We start from the raw sequence: 25381 nt of genomic DNA on the forward strand, positions 1-25381 counted from the left end.
GGGACGTCAGCTCGAATGCAGGCCCTGGTAACTGCGCCCGGAGGCGGTGAGGGCCGCGAGGGTCGGATAGCTTCCGGCCACCTGGGCGTAGGTACGGGTGTTCCAGGCCGCCGGGTCCACCGGCTGGTCGGCGCCCGGAGCGTCCAGCGGCACCGAGTTGTAGTCGGTACCGCGCAGCGTCAAGGTCTGCCGGACCGCACCGTCGCGGCCGGCCTCCACGCTCATGCCGACCACCCAGGCCATGGTGTCGAGCGCGGCTCCGGCGGTATCCACCACCCGGACCACGTCGCCCAGTTGAAGCGTCGGGTCGTAGAGGACGTCGACCCCGCCGAACACCGGCACCGGGTAGATACCGGCATTCAGCAGGGCCTTGGCGAGATCGGATGCGGTGCGCTGGTCCTGCACCCAGTCCGAGCCCTCCGCGCTGTACTGCTGCCGGCCGTACTTGGCCTGGCTGGCCACGCTCTGGGCCACCACCGTGCGCACCACCGGATCGGCCGAGGGTTTGTAGGTGACCAGCCGCACCGAGGGCGAGCCGTCGCGGTTCACGGTGTAGACCGTGTTCGGGGACCAGCTCTCCAGGGTGAGGTAGACCGTGCCGCCGTCCCGCTGGATCCGGGTCTCCACCCGGCCCTTGACCGCCGGTGCCACCACAGAGGGGGGCGAGGTCGGCGCGAACCGCAGCGCCGACCCGCCCGCCGCCAGGACGTCGTCGTCGACCAGCGGGGCGAAGATGTCGAAGTCGCCCTCCCCCACCGAGTAGGCGATCTCCACCCGGCCCTGCGGAGGAATGCTGCGCACCTCGGCGTCGGCATAAGTCTCGCCGACCACCACATCCACCTTGGACCAGTCCTGGTACGGCTGGACGCAGTAGTTGCGGCAGGCGTCGATCTCCTCCGACACGGTCAGCGAGGCGATCTCCCGCAGTGTCGTCACGGTCCGCTGGGCGGTGGTCGGGCGGCTGCTGAACCGGGTGTGGTTGCGCCACCTGAAGATGCCGCTCTCGTCGAACTCGGCGGTGCCGATGGCCGCCTTGGCGATCTGCGAGATCACCTCCCACTGGCTGCCGGAGACCGCCGGGATGTTGTAGAGCGGAAGGGTGACCTCGTCCAGTGTGGCGCCCCTGGTCCAGCTCTGCTTGAAGTCTGCCGCGATCGGCGACTGCAGGTTGTAGCCCTTGGTCAGCTGGACGCCCTCGGTGGCGACATCCGTCACCAGATCGACCCGGTACAGCTCAGAGGCCAACTGCTTTCCGAGGCCGCCGAGTTCGGCGAAGTTCCCCTGCAGGACAGTGCCATCCTCGCCCCGCAGGAACGGAATGGCCATGATCTCGTTGCTGATCCAGTCCCCGTTGGCGTCGTACTCGCTCATCAGCGACCAGGCGCTGTCGATCAGGAGGCCGAGCTGCCAGACCCCGCGCCGCTGTGCCAGGGCGGGGAAGGACCAGCTCTGGGCCACCCCTTCCTCGACACCCGACTCCTTCATGGTGCCGGACCAGAACTCCAGCGTTCCGGCGGCGAAGTCGACCGAGAACTTCAGTAGCCCGAAGTCCTTCCCCAGCCGGTCCAGGTACAGCTTGAAGACCGCCTTGTTCCCGGCTCCGGCAAGCGAGTTGAAGGTGGCCTCCAGGAGTGTCCCCGGGCCGGGGAACAGCACCCTGGAGCGCGGCATCCAGCCGATCTGCACCCCTGGCTGGGTTGGCACCAGGGCCATCTCGTACGGCGCCGCCGACCGGCTCCAGCGGTAGTGCCTGGCGTCCGGGACCACCTCCAGGGTGCCGATGCCGGGCGTCACCCCGCCGTGCAGTGAGGCGTGCAGCAGCGTGTAGGGCTTACCCGTCTGGTAGTCGGGAGCACGGGCGGGCGGACAGGTCAGGATGCCGGCCTGCCGCAGCAGCTCGTCGACGCACCAGGTGGCGCTGGCCACCGGCTGGCGGGAGTTGGCACTGAAGCCGACGTAGGGCTTCGGCAACAGGGCCGGTCCGCGCAGCCGCTCCGCACCGTCCAGCGCGCTGATCCGCACCGTGTCGGTACCGGAGTCGGCACTGCGGTTGCGCACTGTGCCCCGAAAGACCGGAAGTTGGACGCCGGCACCGAGGCCGCTCAGCTGGACCACCGACTGGCCCGGCCGGACCACGTCACCCGTGATCCGGCCGGACCACGGCGAATAGAGCGCGGGCGCGGACACCCCGCCGGTCCCGGCCAGCTCCAGGTCCAGCTGGGCCGAGGAACTGCCCGAGAAGGCCCGCATCGCCTGCGGGAGGTCGGTGGTGTAAGCCCTGTCCACCTTCCATGCCTGTATCTGGGCGGACAGATCGACACCACCGAGCCGGGTGGTGTTCTGGTAGGAACGTTCGCCCACCGCGAGGGCGGCCTCGAGGACCGCGTCATCCTGCTGCACTTGCCACCTCCAGGAAGTCGATCGAGATGTTGCGGTACGGCAGCTTGGCCGCCGGGGTGTCCGAGTAGCCGGTCACCGCCATCGCCGGGCAGCCGTCACCGGGCAGCGTCGGGTCCGGCCAGTCGCCGCCGATGGTGAGGCAGGCGCCGGCCAGCGAGTAGCTGCCGACCGCGCCCGGCTTGGCCACCGGGGTGACGTAGGCGGTGCCCGTCGGCGTGACGGCAGTGACCTGGCCCGCGGCGCCGGTGGCCGTACTGAGGTAGGTCCCGGTGGCGTCCTTGAAGTCCAGCTGAGTGACGCCGGTGAGCGGGAAGGCGGTCGGGCTCCGGAACGACACCGTCATGCCGGGCGCCACCGGGATGTTCGCCCAGTACGAGTGCCGCCAGCCGACGCCGCTGTCCACCGCGCCGGCCTGGAGGGCGAACGTGCCCGGCGCCGTACCGGACTCCACCAGCGTGCTGGCCGGCCCGTGGCCGAACCAGTTCACCTTCCCCCCGCTGCCGGGCCAGTCCCGGCCCGCCGCCTGGGCGGCGTCCAGCAGGTTCACCGCCGCCGGGTCGATCACCACGAACGGCCCGGCGCCGTCCACCCGGCGGGCCAACCGGTCCAGGTACACGGCGGTGCGCTGGTCCAGCGATTCCCAGCTCAGCTTCAGCCGGCGGACCGGCCTCGGCTTGTAGACCACGGTGGCCCGTCCGCTCGCCGCCCGGGACTCGGTCGCACCGAGGTCGGCGCTGCGGTCCCAGCTCTTCGCGGCCTGGTCGATCTCCCGGAGCGAACCGGGCCGACCGATCCACAGGTTGTGCGGCATATGGCACAACTCCTCTCAGTAGATGGCGAGTTCTGCTTCGTTCGGGATCAACCGGCGGTGCTCGCCGCTTCCAGCAGATCAATCGAGATGTTGCGGTAGGGCAGCTTGGCCGCCGGGGTGTCCGCGTAGCCGATCACCGCCATCGCCGGGTATCCCTCACCCGGCTGCTCCTCCGACGCCCAGTCACCGCCGACCGTGAAGCAGGCCCCGGCCAGCGCGTGGTTGCCGACCGCACCCGGCGTCCCGAACGGCACCGCGTACACCGCTCCGACCGGCACCGTGCCGTTGACGGTCCGGCCCGGACTGCTCAGCGCCCCCGAACCGAGGTCGTTACCGGCCGAGTTGAGGAACTTCACCTGCGCCACCGAGGTGGCCGCCGGGAACGCGGTCGGCAACGCGAACGTCACCGCCATCCCCGGCACCACCGGCAGCCCCGGCCAGTTGGGGTGCTTCCAACTCACCGTCGCGGTGGCCACCGTGGCCTGGAACGCGTACGCCCCAGGGACGTTGACCGACTCCACCAGCAGCCCGTTGACCGGGTACCACTGCCCCGGCCTGGCCGGATCGGCCCCGGCCGCGACCCTGGACAGCGCCCGGCCCGCCGACTGATCCGCCGTCAGCAGATTCGCCACCACCGGATCCAGCACCACCAGCGGCCCGTTGCCGTCCACCCGGCGGACCAGCCGGTCCAGATAGGCGGCCGTCCCCTGGTCCAACGACTCCCAGCTCAGCTTCAGCCGGCGGACCGACCTCGGCGCGTACACCACCGTGGCCCGCCCGCTCAGCGACCGGAACTCGGTCACCCCGAGGTCGGCGCTGCGGTCCCAACTCTTCGCGGCCTGGTCGATCTCCCGGAGCGAACCGGGGCGGCCGATCCACAGGTTGTGCGGCATGAGCCACAACTCCTCTCAGTAGGTGGTGAGTTCTGGTTGCCGGCCGTCAGCGGCGGACGAGCTGGCGCTGCCCGTCCATCGCCGCCCGGGCGATGGTCTGGGAATCCACCTGGATCAGCACCGGCCGCAGCGCGAGCGACTCGACGGCCGCCGCAAGGCGGTTGACCGCCGCCGGGGAGGCACCGCCCGAGCTGAGCATCTTGTCCAGCCGGTCCAGCGGGATGACCGCCTCGTGCTGCCCGCCCTCACCGATCAGCGCGAGGGTGCCGCCGGCGGACGGCGCGATGACGCCGCCGTTGGCCAGCATCGGGATGGTCGGGATGTTGACCCCGAAGCCCTTGCCACCGATGCCCGGCACCCAGTCGGGGATGTCGATCCGGATCCCGTTGATCGAGTTGATCGCCCTGTTGACCAGCCCGATCACCGCGTTCAGCGGCGTCTTCACGGCGGACAGCACGGCGTTGAACGCGCTCTCCGCGATCCCCGAGAGCGCACCCCAGGCGCTGCTCAGCGCGTCCTTGACGGTGTTGAACGCCCCGGTGGTGGCGCTCTTGATCCAGTCCAGCACCCCGGAGATCGCGCCCCGGATCCCGTTCCACGCCCCGATGACCACGCCGAGGACGATGTCCAGCACGGTGGTGATCACGGTCTTGTAGGCGTTGAAGTACCACTTGATCGCGGTCCAGATCCAGTCCACCACCGTGGCGATGGCCGTCTGGACGCTGCCCCAGACCTTGGCGATGATGTCGCCGGTCTGCTTCATGATCGGGCCGATCGCCTTCATCACCGTGTCGATGACCTGGCCGATCACCTTGAAGGCGGTGTCCATGATCTTCTGCATGGTCTTGGACTGCATCGCCATGTCGACGATCTTCGCGATGAGCGGGGCCAGCAGCATCAGCAGCAGGCCGATCAGGTTGCCCTTCATCGCGGTGTTCAGGCCCTTCATCCCGCCGGTGGCGAGATCCAGCCCGGACTTGAACCTGCCCATCAGCCCACCGGTGGTGGCCCCCGCCTTACCGGTGGCTGCCATCGCCTTTCCGGTGCCGGCGATCGAACCCTCCGCCTGGGCGGCACCCGACTTGAGCTGCCCCATGGCCGAGTTGGCCTGCCGCATGTCGGCACCGAAACGCCTGGCACTGGCGGCGACTCCATCAATTGCGAGCTTGAGACTCATGAGATACCTGACCCCTTTCTTTCCGGATCCGTGGAATGACCAACCCCCTGAAGGCAGACGTCACCCTCCCAGGGCACTCTGGAGCTTCTTCGAGGTCTCATTCAGCCGCTTCATGTCGCCGTCGAGGTTCTTCAGGCCGGTTCGAATCTCCTCGACGTTCTTGGCCTGATCCTTGACGGCCTTGTCCTTTGCGTCGTCCTTCTTCTTGACGACTTTGGCATCGAGGCGCTCATGCTTGGCGGTCTTGAGCTTCCGGTCGAGCTTCGCCTGGACCTTGTCGGCCTCCGCCAGGGTGGCCTTCAGCTTGGCGGCGTGGTCCTTGACCCTGTTCTCGATACGCTGAATATCTGCCGGGTCTGACTTGCGCGCCTTTGCGGCATTTGCCCTGCCGATATGCGCCTCCTGGCGCTTGGCCTCCGCAACCAGAGATCGGAGCTTGGAGTTCAATTCCTTGATCTCCGGCTCCGCCTTGGTCGCCCGCCAGTTCAGCCAGTCACGTCGTTCTTTTTCCCACTTCGCCGCGTCGACCCAACTCCACGTGTGTACGGGCTTTCCGCGATACGTGACACCCTTCTCGTCGAACTTCCAGAAGGTGTAGTCAAATTTGGCTACGGTGACACCGAACGAGGCGGCCGTGACTGCCACGCTGAGCCCACCCAGGGCCACCTTCAGAAAATCGACCGACCCGCTCAGCCCATTGACCGTCGTGCTGATCGCATTGAGCTTCTTCTTGTAGACGTCGGCATCGTCCCTGGTCCAGTACCTCAATACCGGCTCGGGACCACCAGTACCAGCCATCGTTGCTCCAATCGCAGTTACTGGACTCCCGCGCCGAAGAACAGCGCGAGCGTCGAGGCCGAGACCTCGGGCACGGCCTCTTGGTGGATCGCGACCTCGCCCGGCTCCTCGCCGGTCGCGCCGCCCGGGCGGGTCACAGGCTCCGGGGGGTCGAGGGGCTCTGCCTCTTCGTCGCGGTTGATGGTGGCGAACATCCAGTTGGCGACGGCCAGGTGGTCGACCACGTTGGCGAGCAGGTAGTCCGTGGTGGACCAGTCGGCGGCGTCGCCGTGGAGTTCGCGGGTGAGGGCACTGTCGCGTGGGAGGTGCTTGATCAGCACCGCGAGCCGGCGGGAGGAGAGCCGGTCGCGGTGCCAGTCGAGGAGGTCCACGCCGTAGTGCCGGAGCAGGTCGGCTTCGAGGGCCTCGGCGTGTTCGTCGACGAACTCGCCGAGGCTCAGGCTTCCCCCAGGCCGAGACCCGTCTCCTTGCCGTACGCCTCGAGGATCGCGGCGACGTCCTGCATGGTGATCTCGTGGCGGTCGAAGCGCTCGAACTGCGCCTCGCCGAGCAGGAGTCGGAGCAGGCCGTCGACGTCGTTGTCGTCGAGCTTGGCGAGCTTGCGGGCGGTGCTGCGGGCGAGTTCGGTGGGGAGCTCGAACAGGTCGTCGTCGAGCTCGAAGGTCCAGGCCTTGCCGAGCGCTTCGAGGCGCTGGGCCCGGGCCGCGTTCACGGAGAAGGTAGCCATCAGGGGACTCCAATCAGGGGGTGGAAAAGGGGCGGGGGGGGGGGGGGGGGGGGGGGGGGGTCGTCCGCCGACAGGGCGGTGAAGGTGACGCCGAGCTTGATGGCGGCGGTCCGGGTCAGGCCCAGGTCCTCGGTGTCGGTCACCTGGCCGCGCGGGATGACGAAGCGGTAGGTGATCGCCGAGCCGTCGGTGAACTCGATGCCGAGGGCCTTCTCGTTGGCCTTGGGGGCCGACGCCAGGTCGTACTTGTAGATGCCCGAGCCCACGGCGGTCTCGGTGGTGGCATCGCCGCCGAGGAAGAACGGCAGGGTGTCCTCGTTCATCTGCAGCAGCTGGAACTTGAGGGTGAGGTCGCGGTCGCCGTAGATCAGCCGGGCGGTGCTGGAGGACTGCCAGGTCTTGACCGGGTCGATCTTGTCCTTCTTGGCGAACTTGATGCCGTCGGTGGTGGTGTAGCCCAGGTCCTTCCAGCCGGCGGCCCAGGCCACGGTGGTGTCGACCGGCGCGAGCGTGCCGGTCGGGGCGACCAGGATGCGGCCGGTGCCTGCGACGCGGATCTCGGAGGCGTTGGTGCCTGCCATGGTGTTCTCCTCTTGAGCTGAGACGAAAGGAAATGCCGTGCCCGCCCGGCGGCGGATACGACGAAGGCCCCTCGCGGAGCGCGAAGGGCCTGATCAGGGGGTCGACCGGAGCGGGTCCGGTCAGACCGGACGGAGCGTCAGCCGGACCGTGTTGCGGTACCGGTTGCCGGTCGGCCGGTTGTAGTCGGGCAGCCAGCGCGGGCCGTCCGTCTCCTGGAAGTCGGTGACCACCGCACCGCCGTAGACCGTGCCGCGCAGCTGGAAGACGGCCGCGCGGGCCAGCTGCATCAGTGCGTGGGCGGCGGTCTTGGTCGGTCCGTAGACCTCCAGGTCGACCAGCGGGAGGTCGAGGTGCTGGTCGTCGATCCAGACCCCGCCGGTCCGGGAGACCAGGACGACGGCCTGGGTGCCGTCGAAGCCGGCGGGCGGCTTGTTGTCGACGGTGGCGGTCGCCAGCTCGGTGCGGTTGCGCAGGACGTCGACGATCAGTCGTTCGACGTCGGGGAGCGCCAGCAGCGGATCGGGCATGGTGCTGCTCCTTTCTGACGGGGCCAGGGGTGGTGCGCAGGGCAGCCGGACCTGCCGAGGTGTCGGCGGCCTCAGTGCGGGAGGGAGGAGGGAGGGCGTACACCCGACGGGTACGGCCGCCCTACGCGAAGCGGCGGGCCGCGCCCCGTTTCTCGGGGCACAGCTCCGCCGCTGCTCCAACTGTGACGCATTGCGCGCGCGATCGCAACTTATTGGGGGAACGGACTTCGCCCGGACAGCAGAACGCCCCCGCCGCAGCTGTTCGGCTGCGACGGAGGCGAGTTGAGGGACGGTCAGGAGATCCGGCCCCGCCGGGTACGGCGCTCGGCGGCGAAGACGTCCTCCAGCCGGTAGAGCAGGGCCCGGCCCTGCCGGCCTGCGGCGGCCAGGTGGCCGAGCTGCACCCACTTACGGATGGTGGCGGGGGCGACCGCCACCTCGACCGCCGCGATCGGGGCGGTGACCAGGGTGGCGACCCCGGGCAGCGAGATCGGGTTCACGCGGCCGACCCCGATCCGCCGACCGGCCCCGATCCGCCGGCGGGCTCCGCCGCTTCGACCAGAACGGCCAGCTCGCTCGCGTCCACCCCGGCGTCCAGGGCGAGTTGGGACCACGAGGTCTCCGCCCAGGTGTGCCGGTGCCCCGGGCTGGTCCGGCACTCGCAGTCCGCCTCGGTGCACCGGCAGCCGGGGTTGACGCAGAGCACGGCCCGCCAGGCCGGGAAGGCCCGCAGCGAGACCGAGTCGCACCAGGGGCAGCGCCCCCGGACCCGGACCAGCTGCTCGGCCTCCCCCAGCGCGGCCGAGCAGCGGCGCGACATCCGGCGGCACTCCGCCAGGACGTGCTCGGCCAGCACCGGGTGGTCGGCCACCGAGGCCAGCAGGCCGGCGATCCGGCGCAGTCGGGTGGGTACGTCGGCCCGGGGCGGGCGGCCGAGTCCGAGCCGGTCGCGGACCGCCTCCTCGAGCTCGACCACGCCGTCGGTGATGTCGCGCAGCGCGTCCGAGACGTGCAGCCGGAGCGGGGCGTTGCCGCCGCCGGCGCCCCGCAGGCCGTGCTGCTCGTTCCAGAGCGCGGCGTCCCGGTCGGCCCGGTCGGCGGCGCTCCGACGGGCGGACGCGGCAGCGTCCGGCGGCGGGGCGGAGCGCCCCGGAGAGCCGGCCCGCCCTGGCACCAACTCCTCGATGAGCTCCGGGAACTGGCGGTGCAGCAGATCGAGCCAGAGGGCGGCTCGGGCGACCTGGCGGCCCGCCACGGTGGACGGGTGGTCGGTCTGGGCGTTCATACGACGGCTCTCCTGACGGGAACGGGGGCAGGGAGGGGCACTGCGAATGACGGGCAGTCAGCCGGTGCTCACGGCCCGGCCGTTGCGCCAGAGCCGTCCACCGCAGACCCCGTCGAACCAGGACTGGTCGGGCTGGACGGCGGCCAGGCACTGACTGCGCACCGGGCAGTGCCCGCAGCGGTCCAGCGCCGGCGCGGCCTCGGTCCGCCGGGTCGCGAAGACGGTGCGCGACGGCAGTCCGGCGCAGGCGGCGAACTCCCGCCAGTCGGCGGCGTGGTCGCGCTCGAAGGCGAAGCCGGTCGGTTGCTCCAAGGCGGTCATGGCGGGGCTGCTCCACGGAGCTGGAAGGGACGAGTCATGTTGCGAGCTCGCACACATCATCTGTCGTTGCGCATCCGCACGCAAGTGTTTTCGATTCCGGCCATGCTTCGGGCGCATTCGTGACCAATCCGACATGATTGCGCGTGCGTAAGCTCTTATTGCGCGTGCGCGCGAGCGGTAGCCTTGTCCCGCGGGAATAAAAGCGCGGAGGGAGCGCCATATGGTGCCGAGCAGCACGGACATCGATCGGTTCGCATCCTGGGTCGAGGACCTGATGCGCGACCGCGGGTACGATATCGACAGTCCACGCGGCGGCGGGAAGTCCAAGCTCGCCGAGGACGCAGGTGTTCATCGAGCGGCCGTGACCCGGCTGCTGCAACGTCAGAGCATGCCCGACCTGGACACCATGCGGGGTCTGGCGCACGCACTCCGGGTACCGATCCGGGAAGTGCTCATCCGCTCGGGCAAGCTGACGGCCGAGGATCTTCCACAGGCCGTCAGTTACCCTGCTGAGGACAGCGCGTCCGCCGGAACCGGCGGGGCACGGATGACCCTCGAACAGGTCGCGGAGGCGCTCGGGATCCCCGACGACCGCCGCGAGATGTTCATCAAGGTGGCCCAGCAGTTCACCCCCGACCAGTCGGCGGTGGCCGACCGGCCGAGCCAGGGCGAAGGCACCGGGCGCAAGGTGACGAGGCGGCTCGCAGCGGGCTGACTCGTGGATCGGTGAGAGGCGTTCAGCGCGTGGTCGGGCAGAAGAATCGCAACGACGGCCCCGACACCCCCGAACACCCCTCGGGCGAGGAGGATTTCGACCTCCTCGCCCTGATCACCCGGATCGCCGAGCGGCAGCCGATCGGAGCGGGCCAGCGGCTCTCCCCGGGGCTGATCGCCCGGGTGATCGCCGCTCTGGTGCAGACGACCCTGCCGGACGGCGTCCTGGTCACCACCCCCGCCGAGTACGACCAGAGCCGGGAGCAGGCCTACGCCCAGGGGTGGCAGGACGCCGTCCAGCACACCCGGTGCCAGCTCGCCCAGGCCGCGGCCGAGACCACCGTGCCCGCCCAGCAGAGCCGGCCCCGGCGCCTGGACGGCACCACCGGCTCCGACCCCGGCTCCGATCCGTTCTCCGACCCGGCCGGAGCGGGTTCTGCGGAGGCCGCCGTGCTGCCCTTCCCGCCCCGGATTCCGCTGGTCCGGGCCTCCGACGGGACCGGCCGACGCGAGCTGATGCCCCATCGGCCCCGCCGGGACCGGACCGCCCGGAAGCCCAGGACCGGTGAGGAGCAGCAGGACTGACGGTCAGTCCGGCAGCCCCAGCAGGGCCGGCACCTCGGCGAGCGCCGTGATCAGCCCGGTGGCCCCCGCGCCGGTGAGCTTGGCGGGGTCGGTCAGCGCGGCGTAGCCGTACACGTCCATCCCGGCCGCCCTGGCCGCGAGCACGCCGTTGCGGCTGTCCTCCAGCACCAGGCAGGCACCCGGTTCGACGCCCATGGTGCGGGCCGCGTGCAGGAACAGGTCCGGCGCGGGCTTGCCGATGCCGACGTCCTGGGCGCTGAAGATCCGCTGCTCGGGGTGGTGGCCGCGCAGGCCGGTGAGGTCCAGCGCGGTCCTGATCCACTCGTGGTGCGCGGAGGAGGCCAGGCAGTACCGGACGCCGTGCTGCTGAAGGGTCTTCAGCAGCTGCTCCGCGCCCCGGACGGCGACGAGTTCACGCTCGAAGGCGGCGAACACCCGGGCATGGAACAGCTCGTCGAAACCCTCCGGCAGGGTGGCCCCGTACCGCTCGCCGATCACGTCGTGCACGGTGTGCGCGGCGCAGCCCATGTAGTCCCGGTAGGAGTCCTCGACCGTGGTCGGGTACCCGAGTTCGGTCAGGTACTCGGCCAGCACCCGGTTGGAGATCGGCTCGCTGTCCACCAGCACGCCGTCGTTGTCGAAGATCACCAAGTCGTAGCTCACCCGGGCGAGCCTACTGCGGGCGTCACATCCCGCCGGAGGCCAACTCCTGCGAGCGGTTCCGGGCCGCCTCCAGCGCGCCGAGCAGCGCGGCCCGCACCCCGTGGTTCTCCAGCTCGCGGATGGCCGCGATGGTGGTGCCGGCCGGGGAGGTGACCGCCTCGCGCAGCTTGACCGGGTGCTCGCCCGAGTCCCGCAGCATCACCGAGGCACCGATCGCCGACTGCACGATCAGGTCGTGCGCCACCTGCCGGGGCAGGCCGAGCAGGATGCCCGCGTCGGTCATCGCCTCGACCAGGAAGTAGAAGTACGCCGGGCCCGAACCGGACAGCGCGGTGGCCGCGTCCTGCTGGGACTCCGGCAGCCGCAGCGCCTTGCCGACCGAGCGGAAGATCTCCTCGGCCCGCACCAGGTGCCGCTCCTCGGCGTGCGAGCCGCCGGAGATCACGCTCATCCCCTCGTCCACCAGCACCGGGGTGTTGGGCATCACCCGGACCACCGGCGTACCGGCGGCGAGCCGGGCCTCGAACCAGCGGGTCGGCACACCGGCGGCGGCCGAGATCACCAGCCGGTCCGGGCTGACGTGCGGCGAGAGCTCCTCCAGCAGGGTGCCCATGTCCTGCGGCTTGACCGCCAGGATCAGGGTGTCGGCCAGCTTGGCGGCCTCCGCGTTGGTCACCACCGTGACGCCGTACCGCTCGGCCAGCTCGGCGGCCCGTTCCGGACGGCGCGCGGTGACCAGCACGTCGGCCGGGTCGGTGCCCGCCCGCAGCAGGCCGGAGAGCAGCGCCTCCCCGATCTTGCCGGTACCGAGGAAGGCGATCTTCTGTCCGGACATGGCCGCTCCTTACGTACGTGTGCGGCCATCCTCGCACCAGGCCGGGGGCCGCCGGGGCGACGTCCCACGGTGTGGGCAATGTGCGTGACCGATACCCGGCGGGCGGGGCGGTGTTCGTCCGGACCGTGCCCGGCCGGTTCCGCTCCGCCGTACCGTCGCGGCACCCCACCCATGGCTTCACCCCCACCCAGGAGCCGACACCCATGTATGTACGTCCCTTCCCCAGGCTCTGCTGGGCCGCGCTGACCCTGCTCGCCGTACTGGCCGGGCTGCTCGGCCTCCAGCCCGGCCGGGCCACCGCCGCCGCCGCCGCGCTCACCCAGGTCACCGGCTTCGGCTCGAACCCGGGCAACCTGCTGATGTACCGCTACGTCCCGACCGGGCTGGCGAGCGGCCGGCCGCTGGTGGTCGCGCTGCACGGCTGCACCCAGTCCGCCGCCGCCTTCGACGACGAGACCGGCTGGACCAGGTGGGCCGAGCAGTGGGGCTTCGCGCTGCTCCTGCCGCAGCAGCAGTCCGCCAACAACTCCTCGTCCTGCTTCAACTGGTACCAGTCCGGCGACTTCTCCCGGGACCAGGGCGAGGCACTGTCGATCCGTCAGATGATCGACCGGACCAGGGCCGACCTCGGCACCGACGCCGCCCGGGTGTACGTCACCGGGCTCTCGGCCGGCGGCGCGATGACCGCCGCCCTGCTGGCCGACTACCCCGACGTGTTCGCGGGCGGCGGCGTGGTCGCCGGACTGCCCGCGCGGTGCGCCACCAGCCAGACCCAGGCCAGCGTCGACTGCATGACCACCGGCCGCAACCTCACCCCGCAGCAGTGGGGCGACCTGGTCCGCGGCTCCGCCCCGTCCTGGACCGGCCGCTGGCCCAAGGTGTCGATCTGGCACGGCAGTTCGGACTACGTGGTGAAGTCCACCAACCTCACCGAGCTGATGGAACAGTGGACCGACGCCAACGGGACCGGCCAGACCCCGACGGTGAGCGACACCGTCGGCGGCTACCCGCACGCCGTGTACGCCGACGCCGACGGGCAGGCCAGGGTGGAGACCTACTCGCTCACCGGCATGGGCCACGGCCAGCCGGTCGACCCGGGCAGCGGCGCCGAACAGTGCGGTGTCGCCGGGGCGTACCTGCTGGACGTCGACATCTGCGCCTCCTACCGGATCGGCAGGTTCTGGGGCCTGGACGGCGGTTCCCCCAGCCCCTCCCCCTCGCCTTCCCCCTCCCCCACGGGTGGCACCGGCACGCTGACGCTGACCGACGACACCGCCCGGGACGGCTACGTGAAGGCCAACGCGGACGGCTCCGCCCCCGCCGTCGGCACCCTCGCGGGCTCGCTCGGCCTCGCGGTCGGCCGGGGCACCGACGGCAAGCAGAACCGTTCGCTGCTCTCCTTCGACACCACCGCCCTCCCCGCCGGAGCCGTGGTCACCGCCGCCCGGCTCACCGTCTCGTACGGCAGTGGCAGCGGAAACCCCTGGGGCGAGGGCCAGTTGACGGTCGACACCCGGGGCGGCTGCTTCGGCGCAGCCTGCACCACCGGCACCGACGACTACACGGCCCCCGCCGACGCCCCTGCCGTGGCCACCCTGGCCGCCTTCAGCAGCGGCACCCGGGTCTCCACCGACTTCACGGCCGCCGGCCTCGCGGCCATCACCCCGGGCAGCACCGTCCAGCTCCGGCTCGGCTTCGACCACGCCCTGGCCTCGACCGGCTACGTCTTCCTCCAGCGCGGCGCGAACGCCGTTCTCACCCTCGACTACCGAAGCTGACCCCGACCGGCCCGGCCCGGGGCTCACCCGGCCGGGCCGGACAGGCCCGCGGCCGGTCCCCGGCACCCCGTAGGGGGAAAGTCCGGGGCTACCCCTATGGCTTCCGGGCTCCGGGCGGAGCACCGTGGAGGTATGGGACACGGAGATTTGTCGCGTAGTGAGAACCGGGAGCTGGCGGTCGCCTCGGCGAGCCTGGGACCGTGGCGGACGGCGGCCGGGGTCGGGGTGCTGGTCGGCGGGGCCGCCCTCGGGGTGGATGTGGTGACGGGGCACTGGTCCCTGGACATCCTGGCCGGGCCGGTCGGGCTCGGGTTGTTCTTCTTCTTCCTGGTCGGCACGGTCGGTGGCAAGCTGCGCCGGGACACCGCCGACCGGCGCCTGCACCGCTGGGCGAGCGAGCACCCGTGGCGCTCGGCCCTGCCGGCGGCGGGCGCGCTCTGGGGGCTGAACGCCCTGTCGATGATGCTGCTCGGCGGGTCCGGGCTGTTCACCGCGCTGTTCGGCTCGCTGCTGCCCGCCGGGGTACTGCTGCTGATCGCGGGTGTGGTCGGATCGGTGAAGAAGGCCCGGAAGCAGGACTGACACCGGGGCACCGCCGGACGAAACTCGTCGTACCGGTACGAAAACCCCCGGCCCGGGCGGCAAACCCCTGACCCGGTGCGGGTGTTGTGATGGGCTGATCTACATACTGTCCACGTGCCGACCGCCGAAGACCCACACCAGCGCCCCGCCGACGACCCGTTCGATGGACTCGTCCTGGACGAGGATTTCATCCGGGCCGCCAAGACGAAGGAGCAGTCCGGACGGACCCGGATGCTCGCCGCCCGCTGGAAGGACACGCCCCCGGTCGACCCGGGCGGCCGACGCTCCGTCAACGACGGGCCGAAGCCGAAGCGGCGGTTCGGCCGGAAGCCGAAGCCGGTCGACCCCTGGGGCAACGTCCGGCGCCCGAAGCGGAACTGGCAGGCCCCGGTCTACGTCCTGCTCGCGGTCGGGGTGGCGCTCGCCGCGCTGAACATCGAGGACCTGCGCAACTGGAACGCCGCCCGGCACGGTACGGACTCGGCCGGCGCCGCACCCCGTGCCGTCCCGACCGTCGGCCCGGAGACCGCCAAGCCCTCCGCCGCACCGCCGCCGGTCGACGACCAGCAGCCGACGGTGGCCCGCCCGTGGGCCGGTTCCCCCGCCGAGGGGTGGCCCGCCGGGGCGGACGCGATAGTGCTGCCGGAGGCCACCGCCGTCGGTGTCTTCGACGCGGAGCAGGTGGCCGCCCAGCTCAAGCTGGTCAAGGACTTCCTGGTGGCCGCCAACCTCGACCCCGCGGTGATCGCGGCGGGCCGCCCCGACGCGGCGCTCGCGATGCTGGACCGTCAGGCGCGGGAGCAGGCGGTGACCGCGCTGGACCATCCTTCGGCCGAGCTGGAGGGAACCTGGATGTTCAGCCGCTTCAACCTGCGGGACGCGATCCCGGCCACCGACACGGTCAAGGTGCAGGGCCGGACGAGCTTCGAGGGCGACGGCGAGAAGGGTGTGCTGGTGCACGCCGACTACACCTTCGTCTACGCCCTGCGACCGGGCAGCGGAGCGGCTCCGGTGGCCGGTGCCACGGCGGCCCCCGCCACCTGGACCGCCCGCACCGTGGTGCGGCGGGTGATCACCTTCCGGTTCTACAACCCCAAGACCTACAAGGTGGACCCGAAGAAGATCAGCTTCGAGAAGACCGAGAGCTCCGCGGGCAACAGTGCATGCAACATCGAGGACGGCTTCTACCACCCGCAGTTCGACCAGCTCGCGTTCGGCTCCTCGCCCGAGCCGTTGCAGACCGGGCCGACCACCGACCCGTACGACCGCAGCGGGGCACTCCGCACGACGGGCGGATGCGGGACGGTCAGCCGGAGTTGATCGGAAACCGGCGGCCCCCGGGCGGCTCGCGAGGCATACTGACGACGTGCCGATAGCCGAGGAGCCGGAGCAGCGTCCGGCCGAGCAGCCCGACCCGTTCGAGGGGCTGGTGCTGGACGAGGAGTTCGTCCGGTCCGCCACCGTCAAGGAGCAGTCCGGGCGTACCCGGATGCTGGCCGCGCGCTGGAAGCACCAGCCGCCGGTCGACCCGGGCGGCCGACGCTCCGTCAACGACGGGCCGCAGCGGAGCCGCGCACGCGGCGGCAGCAAGGCGTGGCAGACCTGGCTGATCGTGCTGGCGATGATCGCGATCGTGCTGTTCAGCCTCCAGCTCGCCACCGACACGGGCGGCGACCAGCCGCGCCCGGCGCCGAGCAGCCCGGCCGTACAGCCCAGCGCGGACGCCACCCTCAGGGTGACGACCGAGGTGCCCAAGCCGGTCTGACGTCGGCTCAGTCGATCAGTCGGCTCAGCGGCGCTTCTTGGCCCGCTTCGGGTTCCCGCTGCGGGCCGTGCGGCCGCTCTGCCGACGCTCGAAGGCGAGGACGGCGCGGTCGTACGAGGCCCGCTTGACCGCCTCGCCTGGGGCCTCGACGAGACTGCGCAGGAAGTACGCGAACAGGGCGCCGGCGAAGCCGATCAGCCAGACCGCGCCGAGCGACTTCTCCTCGGTCATCCAGCCGGTCAGGGCGGGCTTGCCCTCGCTCAGCAGCTTCCACATCCGCAGGCCGGAGAGCAGCGAGCAGAGCCCGATCGCGGCGACCAGCAGCCCGTAGACGAAGCCGCCGGCCTCGGAGTCCCGGACGCCCTCGACCGCGAAGCGCAGCAGCAGCAGTCCGGCCGCCACCGCCACCAGCGCGCCGAGCGGCACCACGACCCGGCGGGCCCAGTAGCCGCTGCCGCGCTCCAGCCAGCTGGTGCCGAACCAGCGGATCGGCTCCGGCTCGGGGGCACCGGCGGGCTTGGGCTGGGGGTTCTGCTGTTCGTCCACGAGGTCGATTATGGCCCGGCCACGCCCTCGAACGACGAAGGCGGCCGTCTCCCCGGCAGGGAAACGGCCGCCTGACCAGGCGTCAGCCCAGCTTGCTCACGTCGCGCACCGCGCCCTTGTCGGCGGAGGTGGCCATCGCCGCGTACGCCTTCAGCGCCGCGCTGACCGGGCGGACCCGGTCCTTCGGGCGGTAGCCCGTACCGGCCTCCAGCTTGAGGCGGCGCTCGTGCAGCTCCTCGAAGGAGACCTTCAGCTCGACCGAACGGTTCGGGATGTCGATGGCGATGATGTCGCCGTCCTCGACCAGCGCGATGGTGCCGCCGGAGGCCGCCTCGGGCGAGGCGTGACCGATCGACAGGCCGGAGGTGCCGCCGGAGAACCGGCCGTCGGTGATCAGCGCGCAGGCCTTGCCCAGGCCCCGGCCCTTGAGGAACGAGGTCGGGTAGAGCATCTCCTGCATGCCGGGGCCGCCCTTGGGGCCCTCGTAGCGGATGACGACGACGTCGCCCTCCTTGATCCGCTTGGTGAGGATCGCGTCCACCGCGTCCTCCTGCGACTCCAGCACCACGGCGGGGCCGCTGAAGGTCCAGATCGACTCGTCGACACCGGCGGTCTTCACCACGCAGCCGTCCTCGGCCAGGTTGCCGTACAGCACGGCGAGCCCGCCCTCGGTGGAGTACGCGTGCTCGATGCTGCGGATGCAGCCGTTCGCCGCGTCGGTGTCCAGGGTGTCCCAGCGCTCCGACTGGGAGAAGGCGGTGGCGGAGCGGACGCAGCCGGGAGCCGCGTGGAACAGCTCGACGGCCGTCTCGGTGGCGGCGCCGCCCCGGATGTCCCAGTCCTTGAACCACTGGGCCATCGAGGTGGAGTGCACGGTGGTGACGTCCTCGTTGAGCAGTCCGCCCCGGTACAGCTCGCCCAGGATGGCGGGGATGCCGCCGGCCCGGTGCACGTCCTCCATGTAGTACTTGCCGTTCGGCGCGACCTTGGACAGGCAGGGCACCTTGCGCGAGATCGCGTCGATGTCCCGCATGTCGAACTCGATCTCCGCCTCCTGGGCGGCGGCCAGCAGGTGCAGGATCGTGTTGGTCGAGCCGCCCATCGCGATGTCCAGCGCCATCGCGTTCTCGAACGCGGCGCGGGAGGCGACCGAGCGCGGCAGGACCGAGTAGTCGTCCTGCTCGTAGTGGCGCTTGGTGATGTCGACGATGGTGCGGCCGGCGTCCTCGTACAGCGCCTTGCGGGCGGTGTGGGTGGCCAGCACCGAGCCGTTGCCCGGCAGGGCCAGGCCGATCGCCTCGGCCAGACAGTTCATCGAGTTGGCGGTGAACATGCCCGAGCAGGACCCGCAGGTCGGGCAGGCGTTCTCCTCGATGATGGCGATGTCCGCGTCCGAGACGTTCTCGTTGACGGCGTCCGAGATCGCGTTCACCAGGTCGAGCTTGCGGACCGTGCCGTCCACCAGGACGGCCTGGCCGGCCTCCATCGGGCCGCCGGAGACGAAGACGGTCGGGATGTTGAGGCGCAGCGCGGCCATCAGCATGCCGGGGGTGATCTTGTCGCAGTTGGAGATGCAGATCAGCGCGTCGGCGCAGTGCGCACTCACCATGTACTCGACCGAGTCGGCGATCAGGTCGCGCGAGGGCAGCGAGTAGAGCATGCCGTGGTGGCCCATCGCGATGCCGTCGTCCACCGCGATGGTGTTGAACTCGCGCGGGATGCCGCCCGCGGCCTGGATCGCCTCGGAGACGATCCGGCCGACCGGCTGCAGGTGGGTGTGCCCAGGCACGAACTCGGTGAAGGAGTTGGCCACCGCGATGATCGGCTTGCCGAAGTCCTCGCGGGCTACACCGGCGGCCCGGAGAAGCGCCCGGGCGCCTGCCATGTTGCGACCGTGGGTGACCGTACGGGACTTCAGCTCGGGCACTGTGTCCACTCCTTCTCAGGCGCGTTCGCGGCCCCGCTGAGGTGGGAGGGTGCAGGGTCGCCGTGGCTTTCGAGCCTACGCCCCCGTACCAGCGGACGGACACTCTGTCCGCCATCCGGTCACCCCTTGGTGAGCACCGAGAGCTTCAGTACGTACGGCTCGGTGACCACGCCGTCGGGGAACTCGGCCAGCAGCGAGGCCCGTTCGACCGCCAGCACCGGGGCCCGCTGCTCGGGGGTCAGCACCGCGAAGTACGACCGCGAGACCAGGTCGTCCATCATCGCGTCCACGCTGATCCGGCGCTCCCAGCGGAGCGTGGCCGTGCCCACCTCGCCGTACGGCGCAAGGATCTCGTCGATCTCGCGCACCGCGCCGTAGTCGTGGTACCCCGGCAGTGCGGCGGCCAGCCGCTCACCCATCGCGTGCACCCAGCCGGCCGAGCTGTCCTTCATGTTCCACCAGGTGGCCAGCGCACCGCCGGGCCGGAGCACCCGGAGTGCCTCGGGGATCGAACGGTCGGGGTCGGTCCAGTGGAACGCCTGCGCGTACGTGATCAGGTCGGCGGTGCCGTCGTGGAACGGCAGTTCGTCCCCCGTGGCCTTCACCAGCGGCAGCTCCGGGCTGACCTGGCGCAGCACCTCCGCCATCCCCGCGCTCGGCTCGACGGCGGTGACCCGCGCTCCCCTGGCCGCCAGCAGCCGGGTCGCGATGCCCGTCCCCGCCCCGACGTCCAGCACCTCGGCGCCCTTGAGCGGGCGGCCCGTCAGCCGCTCCAACTCCTCGAACAGCTCGGCCGGGTACGACGGGCGCGCGGCGTCGTACTCGGCGGCCACCGCCCCGAACGAGGTGGCGTGGTCCAGCTGCTGATAGCTCCTCATGCCGCCACCGTAGCGAGCCCTTACCTCGCCACCGTGGCCAGGTGCAGCCGGGTGAAGGCCAGCGCCTCGGCGAGGTCGGCCTCGCGTTCGGCGGGGGACAGCGCGCGGCGGGTGTTGACCTCCAGCACCACGTGGCCGGTGAAACCGGTCCTGGCCAGCCGCTCCAGCAGGGCGGCGCAGGGCTGGGTGCCCCGGCCGGGGATCAGGTGCTCGTCCTTGCCCGAGCCCGCACCGTCGGCGAGGTGGACGTGGGCCAGCCGGTCGCCCATCCGGTCCACCATCTCGAAGGCGTCGATCCGCGAGGTGGAGACGTGCGAGAGGTCGATGGTGAAGTGCCGGTACGCCTCCTCGGTGACGTCCCAGCCGGGTGCGTACGCCAGCATCTCGCGGTCCCGGTAGCGCCACGGGTACATGTTCTCCACCGCGAACCGGACGTGGGTCTCGCCCGCCATCCGGTTGATGCCCTCGACGAACTCCCGGGCGTACTGCCGCTGCCAGCGGAACGGCGGGTGCACCACCACGGTGTCCGCGCCGAGCTTCTCGGCGGCCGCCCTGGCCCGGACCAGCTTGGTCCACGGGTCGGTGGTCCAGACCCGCTGGGTGATCAGCAGACAGGGCGCGTGCACCGCGAGGATCGGCATCCGGTGCGCGTCCGAGAGCCGGCGGAGCGCCTCGACGTCCTGGCTGACCGGGTCGTTCCAGACCATCACCTCGACGCCGTCGTAGCCGAGCTTGGCGGCCAGCTCGAAGGCGGTCACGGTGTTCTCGGGGTAGACCGAGGCGGTGGAGAGCACCACCTTGGTGTCCGGCACGTGCAGACCGTCGCCGTGCGGGGGCAGCACCAGCCGGTCGGTGGTACGCAGCAGCGGGGCCCGGCGGGCCGGCTTCTTCGCGGCCCGGACCGCCTTCACCGCCTGGGTGGCCAGCGCGAGCTGCGACTGCTTGGCGGGGGCGGCGGGCTTGGCTGCGGTGGCCTTGCTGCCGGTGGAATTGCCGCCGGTGGACTTGCCGCTGCCGGTCTTGCGGTCCATGGCCTTGCCGCTCTTGGCGGCCCTGGCCGGCTTCGCGGCCTTCGCCGCCTTGGCAGCCCGCYCCCCCAGGGTCCGGCGGCCGTCCCCGTCCGGGATCCGCTCGGCTGCGGCCTTGGCACGCCGCGGCCGGGCCGGCCGCGGCTGCCGGGCAGGGTCACCGGCCGCGCGGCCCGCCCGCGTTCCGTCCTCGTCCGCTGGTTCCGCCACGGGGAACAGCGTATGCGGCCGCGCGCGGTATTGGTGTGCGGCCGGTCACCCGGTCAGCGCGGGCCGCCGGTCGGCGGGGCTGTCCAGGGTGTCCAGCCGGCGCAGGATGATGCCCTCGCGGAGCGCCCACGGCGCGATGTCCAGCTCGTCGAGGCCGAACAGGTCCATCGCCGCGTCGGCCACCAGCGCGCCCGCCAGCAGCTGCCTGGCCCGGCCCTCGGAGACGCCGGGGATCTGCGCCCGCTCGGCCACCGTCATACCGGTCAGCCGGGGCACCCAGGCGGCCAGACCGGCCCGGGTGAGCTTGCGGACCGCCAGCGGGCCCGCGTCGGCGGGGGCGGCGCCGGTCATCCGGGCCAGCTGCTTGAAGGTCTTGGAGGTGCCGACCGCGTGGTCCGGCGCACCGCGCCGGGCGAACTCGCCGACCACCTGCGCGATTTCGGCTCTGATGTAGCGGCGCAGCTCCCGGACGTCGTCCGGGTCCGCCACGTCCCCGGGCAGCCGGGCGGTCAGCCGGCCCGCGCCGAGCGGCAGCGAACAGACCACGTCGGGCTGCTCGTCCAGGCCGGCCGCCAGCTCCAGCGAGCCGCCGCCGATGTCCAGGTCGAGGATGCGCCCCGCCGACCAGCCGTACCAGCGGCGGACCGCCAGGAAGGTCAGCCGGGCCTCGTCCTGCCCGGACAGCACCCGCAGTTCGACCCCGGTCTCCTCGGTCACCCGGCGGATCACCGCCTCGCCGTTGGCCGCCTCCCGGACGGCGGAGGTGGCGAACGGCAGCAGGTCGACCACGCCCTTGTCCTCGGCCACCCGGAGCGAGGACGCCACCATGCCGACCAGCTTGTCGACGCCGACCTCGGTGATCGCCCCGTCCTCGTCCAGCAGCTCGGCGAGCCGCAGCTCCGCCTTGTGCGAGTACGCGGGCAGCGGGGCAGCACCGGGGTGCGCGTCCACCACGAGGAAGTGGACGGTGTTGGAACCTACGTCGAGTACACCGAGTCGCATAACGTGCCACGCTACGCGATCCGGCCCCGGAGGTGGCCTGATAACACCAGTCCGTCCCGGCCGCCCCAGGCATCACCGCGGACGCCCTGGGTAGCTTCCCTGCACCAACTCGGCTTTAGGGAGCAGGGCATGACGATCACTCACCGGCTGGTCGGCGAAGGCGCACAGCGGGTCATCGTGCTGCACGACTGGTTCGGCACCAGCGCCGGCTGGGGGCCGTTCCTGGACTACCTGGACGGATCCGCCTTCAGCTACGCCTTCCTGGACTACCGGGGTTACGGCGAGCGGGCCGACGTCCCGGGTGAGTACACGCTGGCCGAGATCGCCGGGGACGCCCTCGCGCTGGCCGACCAACTGGGCTGGGAGCACTTCTCGCTGGTCGGGCACTCGATGGGCGGCAAGGCGGCGCAGCAGGTGCTGGCGCTGGCCCCCGACCGGGTCCAGCGGCTGGCCGGGATCGCCCCCGTACCGGCCGGGGCGTACCCGCTGAACGATGTCTTCGACCTGTTCCACGGCGCCGCAGCGCACCCCGCGAACCGCCGCGCCATCCTCGACCTGGTCACCGGCAACCGGGCCACCGGGGTCTGGCTGGACCGGATGACCGCCCAGTCGGTGAACGGCTCCCGGCCGGAGGCCTTCGCCTCCTACCTGAACGACTGGACCACCGCCGACCTCGCCCCCAAGGTCACCGGACTCCCGCTCCCGGCCCGGGTCTTCGCCGGCGAGCACGACCCGGCCCTGAACCCGGAGCTGTACGCCGCGACCTGGCTCACCCACTACCCGAACGGGGACCTCGAAATGCTGCCCAACTCGGGGCACTACCCGATGTACGAGATCCCGGTCGCGCTGGCCACCACACTGGAAGCCTTCCTCCGGGAGTGAGTTGCCCTGCTCGGCAGGCCCTAGAGGATCCCGTGCCAGAGCTGCTCGACGATGACGGCCCACCAGTTCTCGGGGTCGCTGAAGACCGTGCGGTCCAGCCCGGCCAGCGACCACTGGAGTTCGGCCACCGCCTGGCCGGCCGCCAGGGGGTGCAGGTCACGGAGTTTCGGCAGCCGGTCGGCGAGCAGGGCCAGCGAGCGGACGAAGGCGGTCAGGTCGGCGTTCACGTAGCGGGTGCCGGCCGTCTCGGGGTCGACCGCGCGGATCCGGCCCTGGGCGGTGTCGACGGTGAGCAGGGCCCATCCGTCGGTACCGATCAGCAGCTGGCCGAGCAGCTCGCGGCGGGCCTGCTCGGTGGCCCGGCCGCCCAGGCCGTGGGCGGCGAGGTAGCCGGCCAGGTCCGGCAGGACGGGTGCGTCCGGGGTGCCGGCCGCGATGCCGTCGGAGACCGGGTGGTGCAGCGTGAAGAAGCCCTCCACCGCCACCGGCAGGCCGGTCTGCTGGAGCGGCCGGGCCACCGCCTCGGGCAGGTCGGCGGCCGTCGTGTGGGCCGGGTCGAAGCGGCGTACGCCCTGCGGGCCGAACTGGGCGGCCAGCCGGGCGTCCAGGGCTGCTTCGGCCTCCGGCTGGGCGGGCGGCACGTTGCCCGGGAAGGGCATCCGGTTCGGCCGGGGGTTGGCCGCACCCGCCGAGCGGACCGCGCGGGCCCGGCCGTCGTAGCGCGGGCCGTAGGCCAGGTCGTGGCTGTGCCGGGCCGTCGGGAGGGCGGCGAGCAGCGCGGCGGCGACGTAGCCGCCGGGCAGCATGGCGGGCCGCAGGTCGGTGTGCACCGAGATCACGTCCTCCGGCGGGACGCCCTGCTCGGCGAGCTGCCGCCAGGCCCGCAGGGCGGGGTGCGGGCGGCCGGTGGCGGAGCGCAGCACCAGGGTGCGCTCCTCGCCGAGCGCGTCCCGGTAGTCGATCTGGGCCCGGCAGCCGGGGCCGGTGACCGGCGGCAGGGCGGGGTCGTGGCCGCCCGCACCGATCCGGTCGCGGTAGAGCTGGACCACCTGCGGGACGGGCACCGAGGGCCAGACGGTGAGCTCTCCGGTGGTCCGGTCGACCACCGCGCAGGCCGCACCGAGCTCGTCCGGGGCGCGCCGGTCACCGGTCAGCGGGTCGACCCGGACCGGGGCAGGCTCCGGCCAGACCACCCAGCCGAGGTCGAACTCGTGGGCCTTGACAGCTCGTTGGCTCTCCTGGGCCAACTCGCCGTTGACCCACCGGTGGGCGGTGTCGAGGGCCTGCGCGAGGGTGGTCATCGACGGGAGCTCCTGGCGGCGTTGCGGTGGATGGTCAGCCGCGAGCGCGGCGGGGCGGGCTGCTCGGGCTCCGGCTTGACCATCGGGTCCGGCGCCGGCGCCGGGGTCAACTCGACCACCGGGATGGACGGTTGCAGCGCCGAGAGGTCGAGCGGACGCCCGGAGGCCTCCAGTGCGATCGCCCACAGGCCCTGGTCGGCGGGGTGCAGCGGGGCCGCCGAACGGTAGCCGGTCTGCGGGTCCAGGTAGGTCAGGGTCTCCCCGGAGACGAACGCGTTCCAGGCGTGCGAGCGGCCGTACTCGTCCAGCGTGAGCAGCACCGCCTGGGTGCCGGAGCCGCACCGCCTGAGCACCTCGGCGAGCTGCCCGAGAGCGTCCGAACCGTAGCCCAAGTCCTTGAACTGGGTGCCGAGTTCACGCTCCGCACGGTCCCGCCCGCCGAACTCGCCGGCCGGGCCGTCGGGCAGCCGGGGCGCCCCGCAGGTGGTGTTGCCGAGGTAGCTGTCCAGCGCGGACAGCGCCAGGTCGATCCCGTTGTTGGCCCGGCCCGGCTCGCGGAAGCCGCCGCCGTTCAGGGCCTCCGGCCAGTCGCCGAAGCGCGGGTCCGGGTGGACCGAGGGCAGGCCCTCGGCGTCGCGCGGCACCCGCCGCTCGACCTCGGCCTGGTGCGCCGGATCGACCGGGCCCMGGCCGCCACCGGTCTCGTACGGGCGGCCGTCCGCGATGATCCGGGGGCGCGGCCGCTCGCCCGGCTGCTCGGGTGCGGTGCGCCGGTAGGAGTGGGCGATCAGGAACATCGCGGCCACCGGGGCGGCCTGCAGCGGGTTGGCCAGGCTCTCGCCGTCCCGGCGGCGGACCTCGGGCGGCGCCTCGAAGGCGCGCAGCGGCACCGGTCCGACCGCGTAGGCACCGGCCGAACCGGGCTGCGCGGGAAGCGGGTTGGGCACCAGGCCGACCACCGGCGGCGCGCCGGCCGGGCGGCCCGGGCCCGCGCCATGGGCACCGGACCCCGGCTGGCCACCCACGGCGCCGACCGCTCCGACCACACCCGCCTGACCGCCTGCCGCACCGGAGGCCCCGGCAGCGCCGGGCGTACCGACCGCACCGGGCGTACCGGACGCCACCGGAGCCGACGGCGCCGCGGCCACCGGCGCAGCCGGGGCG

Annotated in this window: 28 protein-coding genes; 7 read left to right on the top strand and 21 right to left on the bottom strand. The window is 71.9% G+C overall.

What is annotated here, in order from left to right; genetic code table 11:
* Positions 1-6 precede the first annotated feature (6 nt).
* From ACXJMZ_RS26800 to ACXJMZ_RS26855, 12 genes are all read right to left on the bottom strand, one after another.
* Positions 7-2400: a hypothetical protein gene (locus tag ACXJMZ_RS26800; RefSeq protein WP_457032603.1), complete on the bottom strand. Its 2394-nt coding sequence runs from the start codon at positions 2398-2400 to the stop codon at positions 7-9.
* A complete protein-coding gene (locus tag ACXJMZ_RS26805) occupies positions 2387-3211 on the bottom strand; it encodes a hypothetical protein (RefSeq protein WP_457032604.1) in 825 nt (274 codons plus the stop codon). Before ACXJMZ_RS26805 ends, ACXJMZ_RS26800 begins: the two co-directional genes overlap by 14 nt.
* Positions 3212-3258: 47 nt before the next feature.
* The gene (locus ACXJMZ_RS26810) at positions 3259-4104 is read right to left on the bottom strand and encodes a hypothetical protein (RefSeq protein ID WP_457032605.1); all 846 of its coding nucleotides are present in this window, start codon (positions 4102-4104) and stop codon (positions 3259-3261) included.
* A gap of 46 nt (positions 4105-4150) precedes the next feature.
* Entirely contained in the window at positions 4151-5281 is a 1131-nt protein-coding gene (locus tag ACXJMZ_RS26815; RefSeq protein ID WP_457032606.1) for a phage tail protein, read from the bottom strand.
* A 60-nt stretch (positions 5282-5341) separates the two neighbouring features.
* Entirely contained in the window at positions 5342-6079 is a 738-nt protein-coding gene (locus tag ACXJMZ_RS26820; RefSeq protein WP_457032607.1) for a hypothetical protein, read from the bottom strand.
* Between the two features lie 17 nt (positions 6080-6096).
* Positions 6097-6450, bottom strand: coding sequence for a hypothetical protein (locus tag ACXJMZ_RS26825; RefSeq protein WP_457032608.1), 354 nt, complete (start codon positions 6448-6450; stop codon positions 6097-6099).
* Positions 6451-6515: 65 nt separating this feature from the next.
* Positions 6516-6806, bottom strand: coding sequence for a hypothetical protein (locus ACXJMZ_RS26830; protein ID WP_457032609.1), 291 nt, complete (start codon positions 6804-6806; stop codon positions 6516-6518).
* Positions 6806-7387, bottom strand: a complete 582-nt coding sequence (locus ACXJMZ_RS26835) for a phage tail tube protein (protein WP_457032610.1) — start codon at positions 7385-7387, stop codon at positions 6806-6808. Before ACXJMZ_RS26835 ends, ACXJMZ_RS26830 begins: the two co-directional genes overlap by 1 nt.
* A 120-nt stretch (positions 7388-7507) precedes the next feature.
* Complete coding sequence (locus ACXJMZ_RS26840) at positions 7508-7915, bottom strand: hypothetical protein (RefSeq protein ID WP_457032611.1); 408 nt, start codon at positions 7913-7915, stop codon at positions 7508-7510.
* A 293-nt stretch (positions 7916-8208) separates the two neighbouring features.
* Positions 8209-8415, bottom strand: a complete 207-nt coding sequence (locus ACXJMZ_RS26845) for a hypothetical protein (RefSeq protein ID WP_457032612.1) — start codon at positions 8413-8415, stop codon at positions 8209-8211.
* A complete protein-coding gene (locus tag ACXJMZ_RS26850) occupies positions 8412-9200 on the bottom strand; it encodes a hypothetical protein (protein ID WP_457032613.1) in 789 nt (262 codons plus the stop codon). The genes ACXJMZ_RS26845 and ACXJMZ_RS26850 overlap by 4 nt, the downstream gene beginning before the upstream one ends.
* 57 nt (positions 9201-9257) lie before the next feature.
* Complete coding sequence (locus tag ACXJMZ_RS26855) at positions 9258-9521, bottom strand: WhiB family transcriptional regulator (RefSeq protein WP_457032614.1); 264 nt, start codon at positions 9519-9521, stop codon at positions 9258-9260.
* Between the two features lie 220 nt (positions 9522-9741).
* Here ACXJMZ_RS26855 and ACXJMZ_RS26860 point away from each other — a divergent pair, with 220 nt between their 5' ends.
* Together ACXJMZ_RS26860 and ACXJMZ_RS26865 are read left to right on the top strand one after the other, a co-directional pair.
* Positions 9742-10236, top strand: a complete 495-nt coding sequence (locus ACXJMZ_RS26860; protein WP_057231678.1) for a helix-turn-helix domain-containing protein — start codon at positions 9742-9744, stop codon at positions 10234-10236.
* Positions 10237-10247: 11 nt separating this feature from the next.
* Positions 10248-10820, top strand: coding sequence for a hypothetical protein (locus ACXJMZ_RS26865; protein ID WP_457032615.1), 573 nt, complete (start codon positions 10248-10250; stop codon positions 10818-10820).
* 3 nt (positions 10821-10823) lie between these two features.
* Here ACXJMZ_RS26865 and ACXJMZ_RS26870 read toward each other — a convergent pair whose 3' ends face one another.
* On the bottom strand, positions 10824-11483 hold the full coding sequence (locus tag ACXJMZ_RS26870; RefSeq protein ID WP_457032616.1) for an HAD family hydrolase: 660 nt from the start codon (positions 11481-11483) through the stop codon (positions 10824-10826).
* Positions 11484-11505: 22 nt separating this feature from the next.
* Positions 11506-12318: a pyrroline-5-carboxylate reductase gene (gene proC, locus ACXJMZ_RS26875; RefSeq protein WP_457032617.1), complete on the bottom strand. Its 813-nt coding sequence runs from the start codon at positions 12316-12318 to the stop codon at positions 11506-11508.
* 203 nt (positions 12319-12521) lie between these two features.
* Here proC and ACXJMZ_RS26880 point away from each other — a divergent pair, with 203 nt between their 5' ends.
* From ACXJMZ_RS26880 to ACXJMZ_RS26895, 4 genes are all read left to right on the top strand, one after another.
* On the top strand, positions 12522-14096 hold the full coding sequence (locus tag ACXJMZ_RS26880; RefSeq protein ID WP_457032618.1) for an extracellular catalytic domain type 1 short-chain-length polyhydroxyalkanoate depolymerase: 1575 nt from the start codon (positions 12522-12524) through the stop codon (positions 14094-14096).
* Positions 14097-14243: 147 nt separating this feature from the next.
* Positions 14244-14678, top strand: coding sequence for a hypothetical protein (locus ACXJMZ_RS26885; protein ID WP_457032619.1), 435 nt, complete (start codon positions 14244-14246; stop codon positions 14676-14678).
* Between the two features lie 114 nt (positions 14679-14792).
* Entirely contained in the window at positions 14793-15998 is a 1206-nt protein-coding gene (locus ACXJMZ_RS26890; RefSeq protein WP_457032620.1) for an SCO2583/SCO2584 N-terminal domain-containing protein, read from the top strand.
* A gap of 46 nt (positions 15999-16044) precedes the next feature.
* Positions 16045-16443, top strand: a complete 399-nt coding sequence (locus ACXJMZ_RS26895; RefSeq protein ID WP_457032621.1) for an SCO2583/SCO2584 N-terminal domain-containing protein — start codon at positions 16045-16047, stop codon at positions 16441-16443.
* Between the two features lie 24 nt (positions 16444-16467).
* Here the strand turns inward: ACXJMZ_RS26895 and ACXJMZ_RS26900 are convergent, their stop codons facing one another.
* The 5 genes from ACXJMZ_RS26900 to ACXJMZ_RS26920 form a co-directional block, all read right to left on the bottom strand.
* Positions 16468-16989 (bottom strand): hypothetical protein, encoded by a 522-nt coding sequence (locus ACXJMZ_RS26900; RefSeq protein WP_457032622.1) that lies wholly within the window; start codon positions 16987-16989, stop codon positions 16468-16470.
* Between the two features lie 82 nt (positions 16990-17071).
* Positions 17072-18916, bottom strand: coding sequence for a dihydroxy-acid dehydratase (gene ilvD / locus ACXJMZ_RS26905; RefSeq protein WP_457032623.1), 1845 nt, complete (start codon positions 18914-18916; stop codon positions 17072-17074).
* 119 nt (positions 18917-19035) lie between these two features.
* Positions 19036-19794 (bottom strand): class I SAM-dependent methyltransferase, encoded by a 759-nt coding sequence (locus ACXJMZ_RS26910; RefSeq protein ID WP_457032624.1) that lies wholly within the window; start codon positions 19792-19794, stop codon positions 19036-19038.
* Positions 19795-19814: 20 nt separating this feature from the next.
* Positions 19815-20612, bottom strand: coding sequence for a sugar phosphate isomerase/epimerase family protein (locus ACXJMZ_RS26915; RefSeq protein ID WP_057232158.1), 798 nt, complete (start codon positions 20610-20612; stop codon positions 19815-19817).
* 465 nt (positions 20613-21077) lie between these two features.
* On the bottom strand, positions 21078-22034 hold the full coding sequence (locus tag ACXJMZ_RS26920) for a Ppx/GppA phosphatase family protein (protein WP_457032625.1): 957 nt from the start codon (positions 22032-22034) through the stop codon (positions 21078-21080).
* 129 nt (positions 22035-22163) lie between these two features.
* Here ACXJMZ_RS26920 and ACXJMZ_RS26925 point away from each other — a divergent pair, with 129 nt between their 5' ends.
* Positions 22164-22916, top strand: a complete 753-nt coding sequence (locus tag ACXJMZ_RS26925) for an alpha/beta fold hydrolase (RefSeq protein ID WP_457032626.1) — start codon at positions 22164-22166, stop codon at positions 22914-22916.
* A gap of 20 nt (positions 22917-22936) precedes the next feature.
* Here the strand turns inward: ACXJMZ_RS26925 and ACXJMZ_RS26930 are convergent, their stop codons facing one another.
* Entirely contained in the window at positions 22937-24217 is a 1281-nt protein-coding gene (locus tag ACXJMZ_RS26930) for an SUKH-4 family immunity protein (RefSeq protein ID WP_457032627.1), read from the bottom strand.
* Positions 24214-25381 (bottom strand): toxin glutamine deamidase domain-containing protein (locus ACXJMZ_RS26935; protein WP_457032628.1); only part of this gene is annotated, 1168 nt, incomplete at its 5' end. The genes ACXJMZ_RS26935 and ACXJMZ_RS26930, both read right to left, overlap by 4 nt.

This window comes from Kitasatospora sp. P5_F3, assembly GCF_054049135.1.

Coding starts and splice junctions, on each gene's coding strand:
- ACXJMZ_RS26810 (WP_457032605.1), bottom strand. CDS start 4,104: ATGCCGCACAACCTGTGGATCGGCCGCCCCGGTTCGCTCCGGGAGATC.
- ACXJMZ_RS26855 (WP_457032614.1), bottom strand. CDS start 9,521: ATGACCGCCTTGGAGCAACCGACCGGCTTCGCCTTCGAGCGCGACCAC.
- ACXJMZ_RS26920 (WP_457032625.1), bottom strand. CDS start 22,034: ATGCGACTCGGTGTACTCGACGTAGGTTCCAACACCGTCCACTTCCTC.
- ACXJMZ_RS26925 (WP_457032626.1), top strand. CDS start 22,164: ATGACGATCACTCACCGGCTGGTCGGCGAAGGCGCACAGCGGGTCATC.
- ACXJMZ_RS26860 (WP_057231678.1), top strand. CDS start 9,742: ATGGTGCCGAGCAGCACGGACATCGATCGGTTCGCATCCTGGGTCGAG.
- ACXJMZ_RS26880 (WP_457032618.1), top strand. CDS start 12,522: ATGTATGTACGTCCCTTCCCCAGGCTCTGCTGGGCCGCGCTGACCCTG.
- ACXJMZ_RS26820 (WP_457032607.1), bottom strand. CDS start 6,079: ATGGCTGGTACTGGTGGTCCCGAGCCGGTATTGAGGTACTGGACCAGG.
- ACXJMZ_RS26815 (WP_457032606.1), bottom strand. CDS start 5,281: ATGAGTCTCAAGCTCGCAATTGATGGAGTCGCCGCCAGTGCCAGGCGT.
- ACXJMZ_RS26910 (WP_457032624.1), bottom strand. CDS start 19,794: ATGAGGAGCTATCAGCAGCTGGACCACGCCACCTCGTTCGGGGCGGTG.
- ACXJMZ_RS26830 (WP_457032609.1), bottom strand. CDS start 6,806: ATGGCTACCTTCTCCGTGAACGCGGCCCGGGCCCAGCGCCTCGAAGCG.
- proC (WP_457032617.1), bottom strand. CDS start 12,318: ATGTCCGGACAGAAGATCGCCTTCCTCGGTACCGGCAAGATCGGGGAG.
- ACXJMZ_RS26840 (WP_457032611.1), bottom strand. CDS start 7,915: ATGCCCGATCCGCTGCTGGCGCTCCCCGACGTCGAACGACTGATCGTC.
- ACXJMZ_RS26930 (WP_457032627.1), bottom strand. CDS start 24,217: ATGACCACCCTCGCGCAGGCCCTCGACACCGCCCACCGGTGGGTCAAC.
- ACXJMZ_RS26835 (WP_457032610.1), bottom strand. CDS start 7,387: ATGGCAGGCACCAACGCCTCCGAGATCCGCGTCGCAGGCACCGGCCGC.
- ACXJMZ_RS26805 (WP_457032604.1), bottom strand. CDS start 3,211: ATGCCGCACAACCTGTGGATCGGTCGGCCCGGTTCGCTCCGGGAGATC.
- ACXJMZ_RS26850 (WP_457032613.1), bottom strand. CDS start 9,200: ATGAACGCCCAGACCGACCACCCGTCCACCGTGGCGGGCCGCCAGGTC.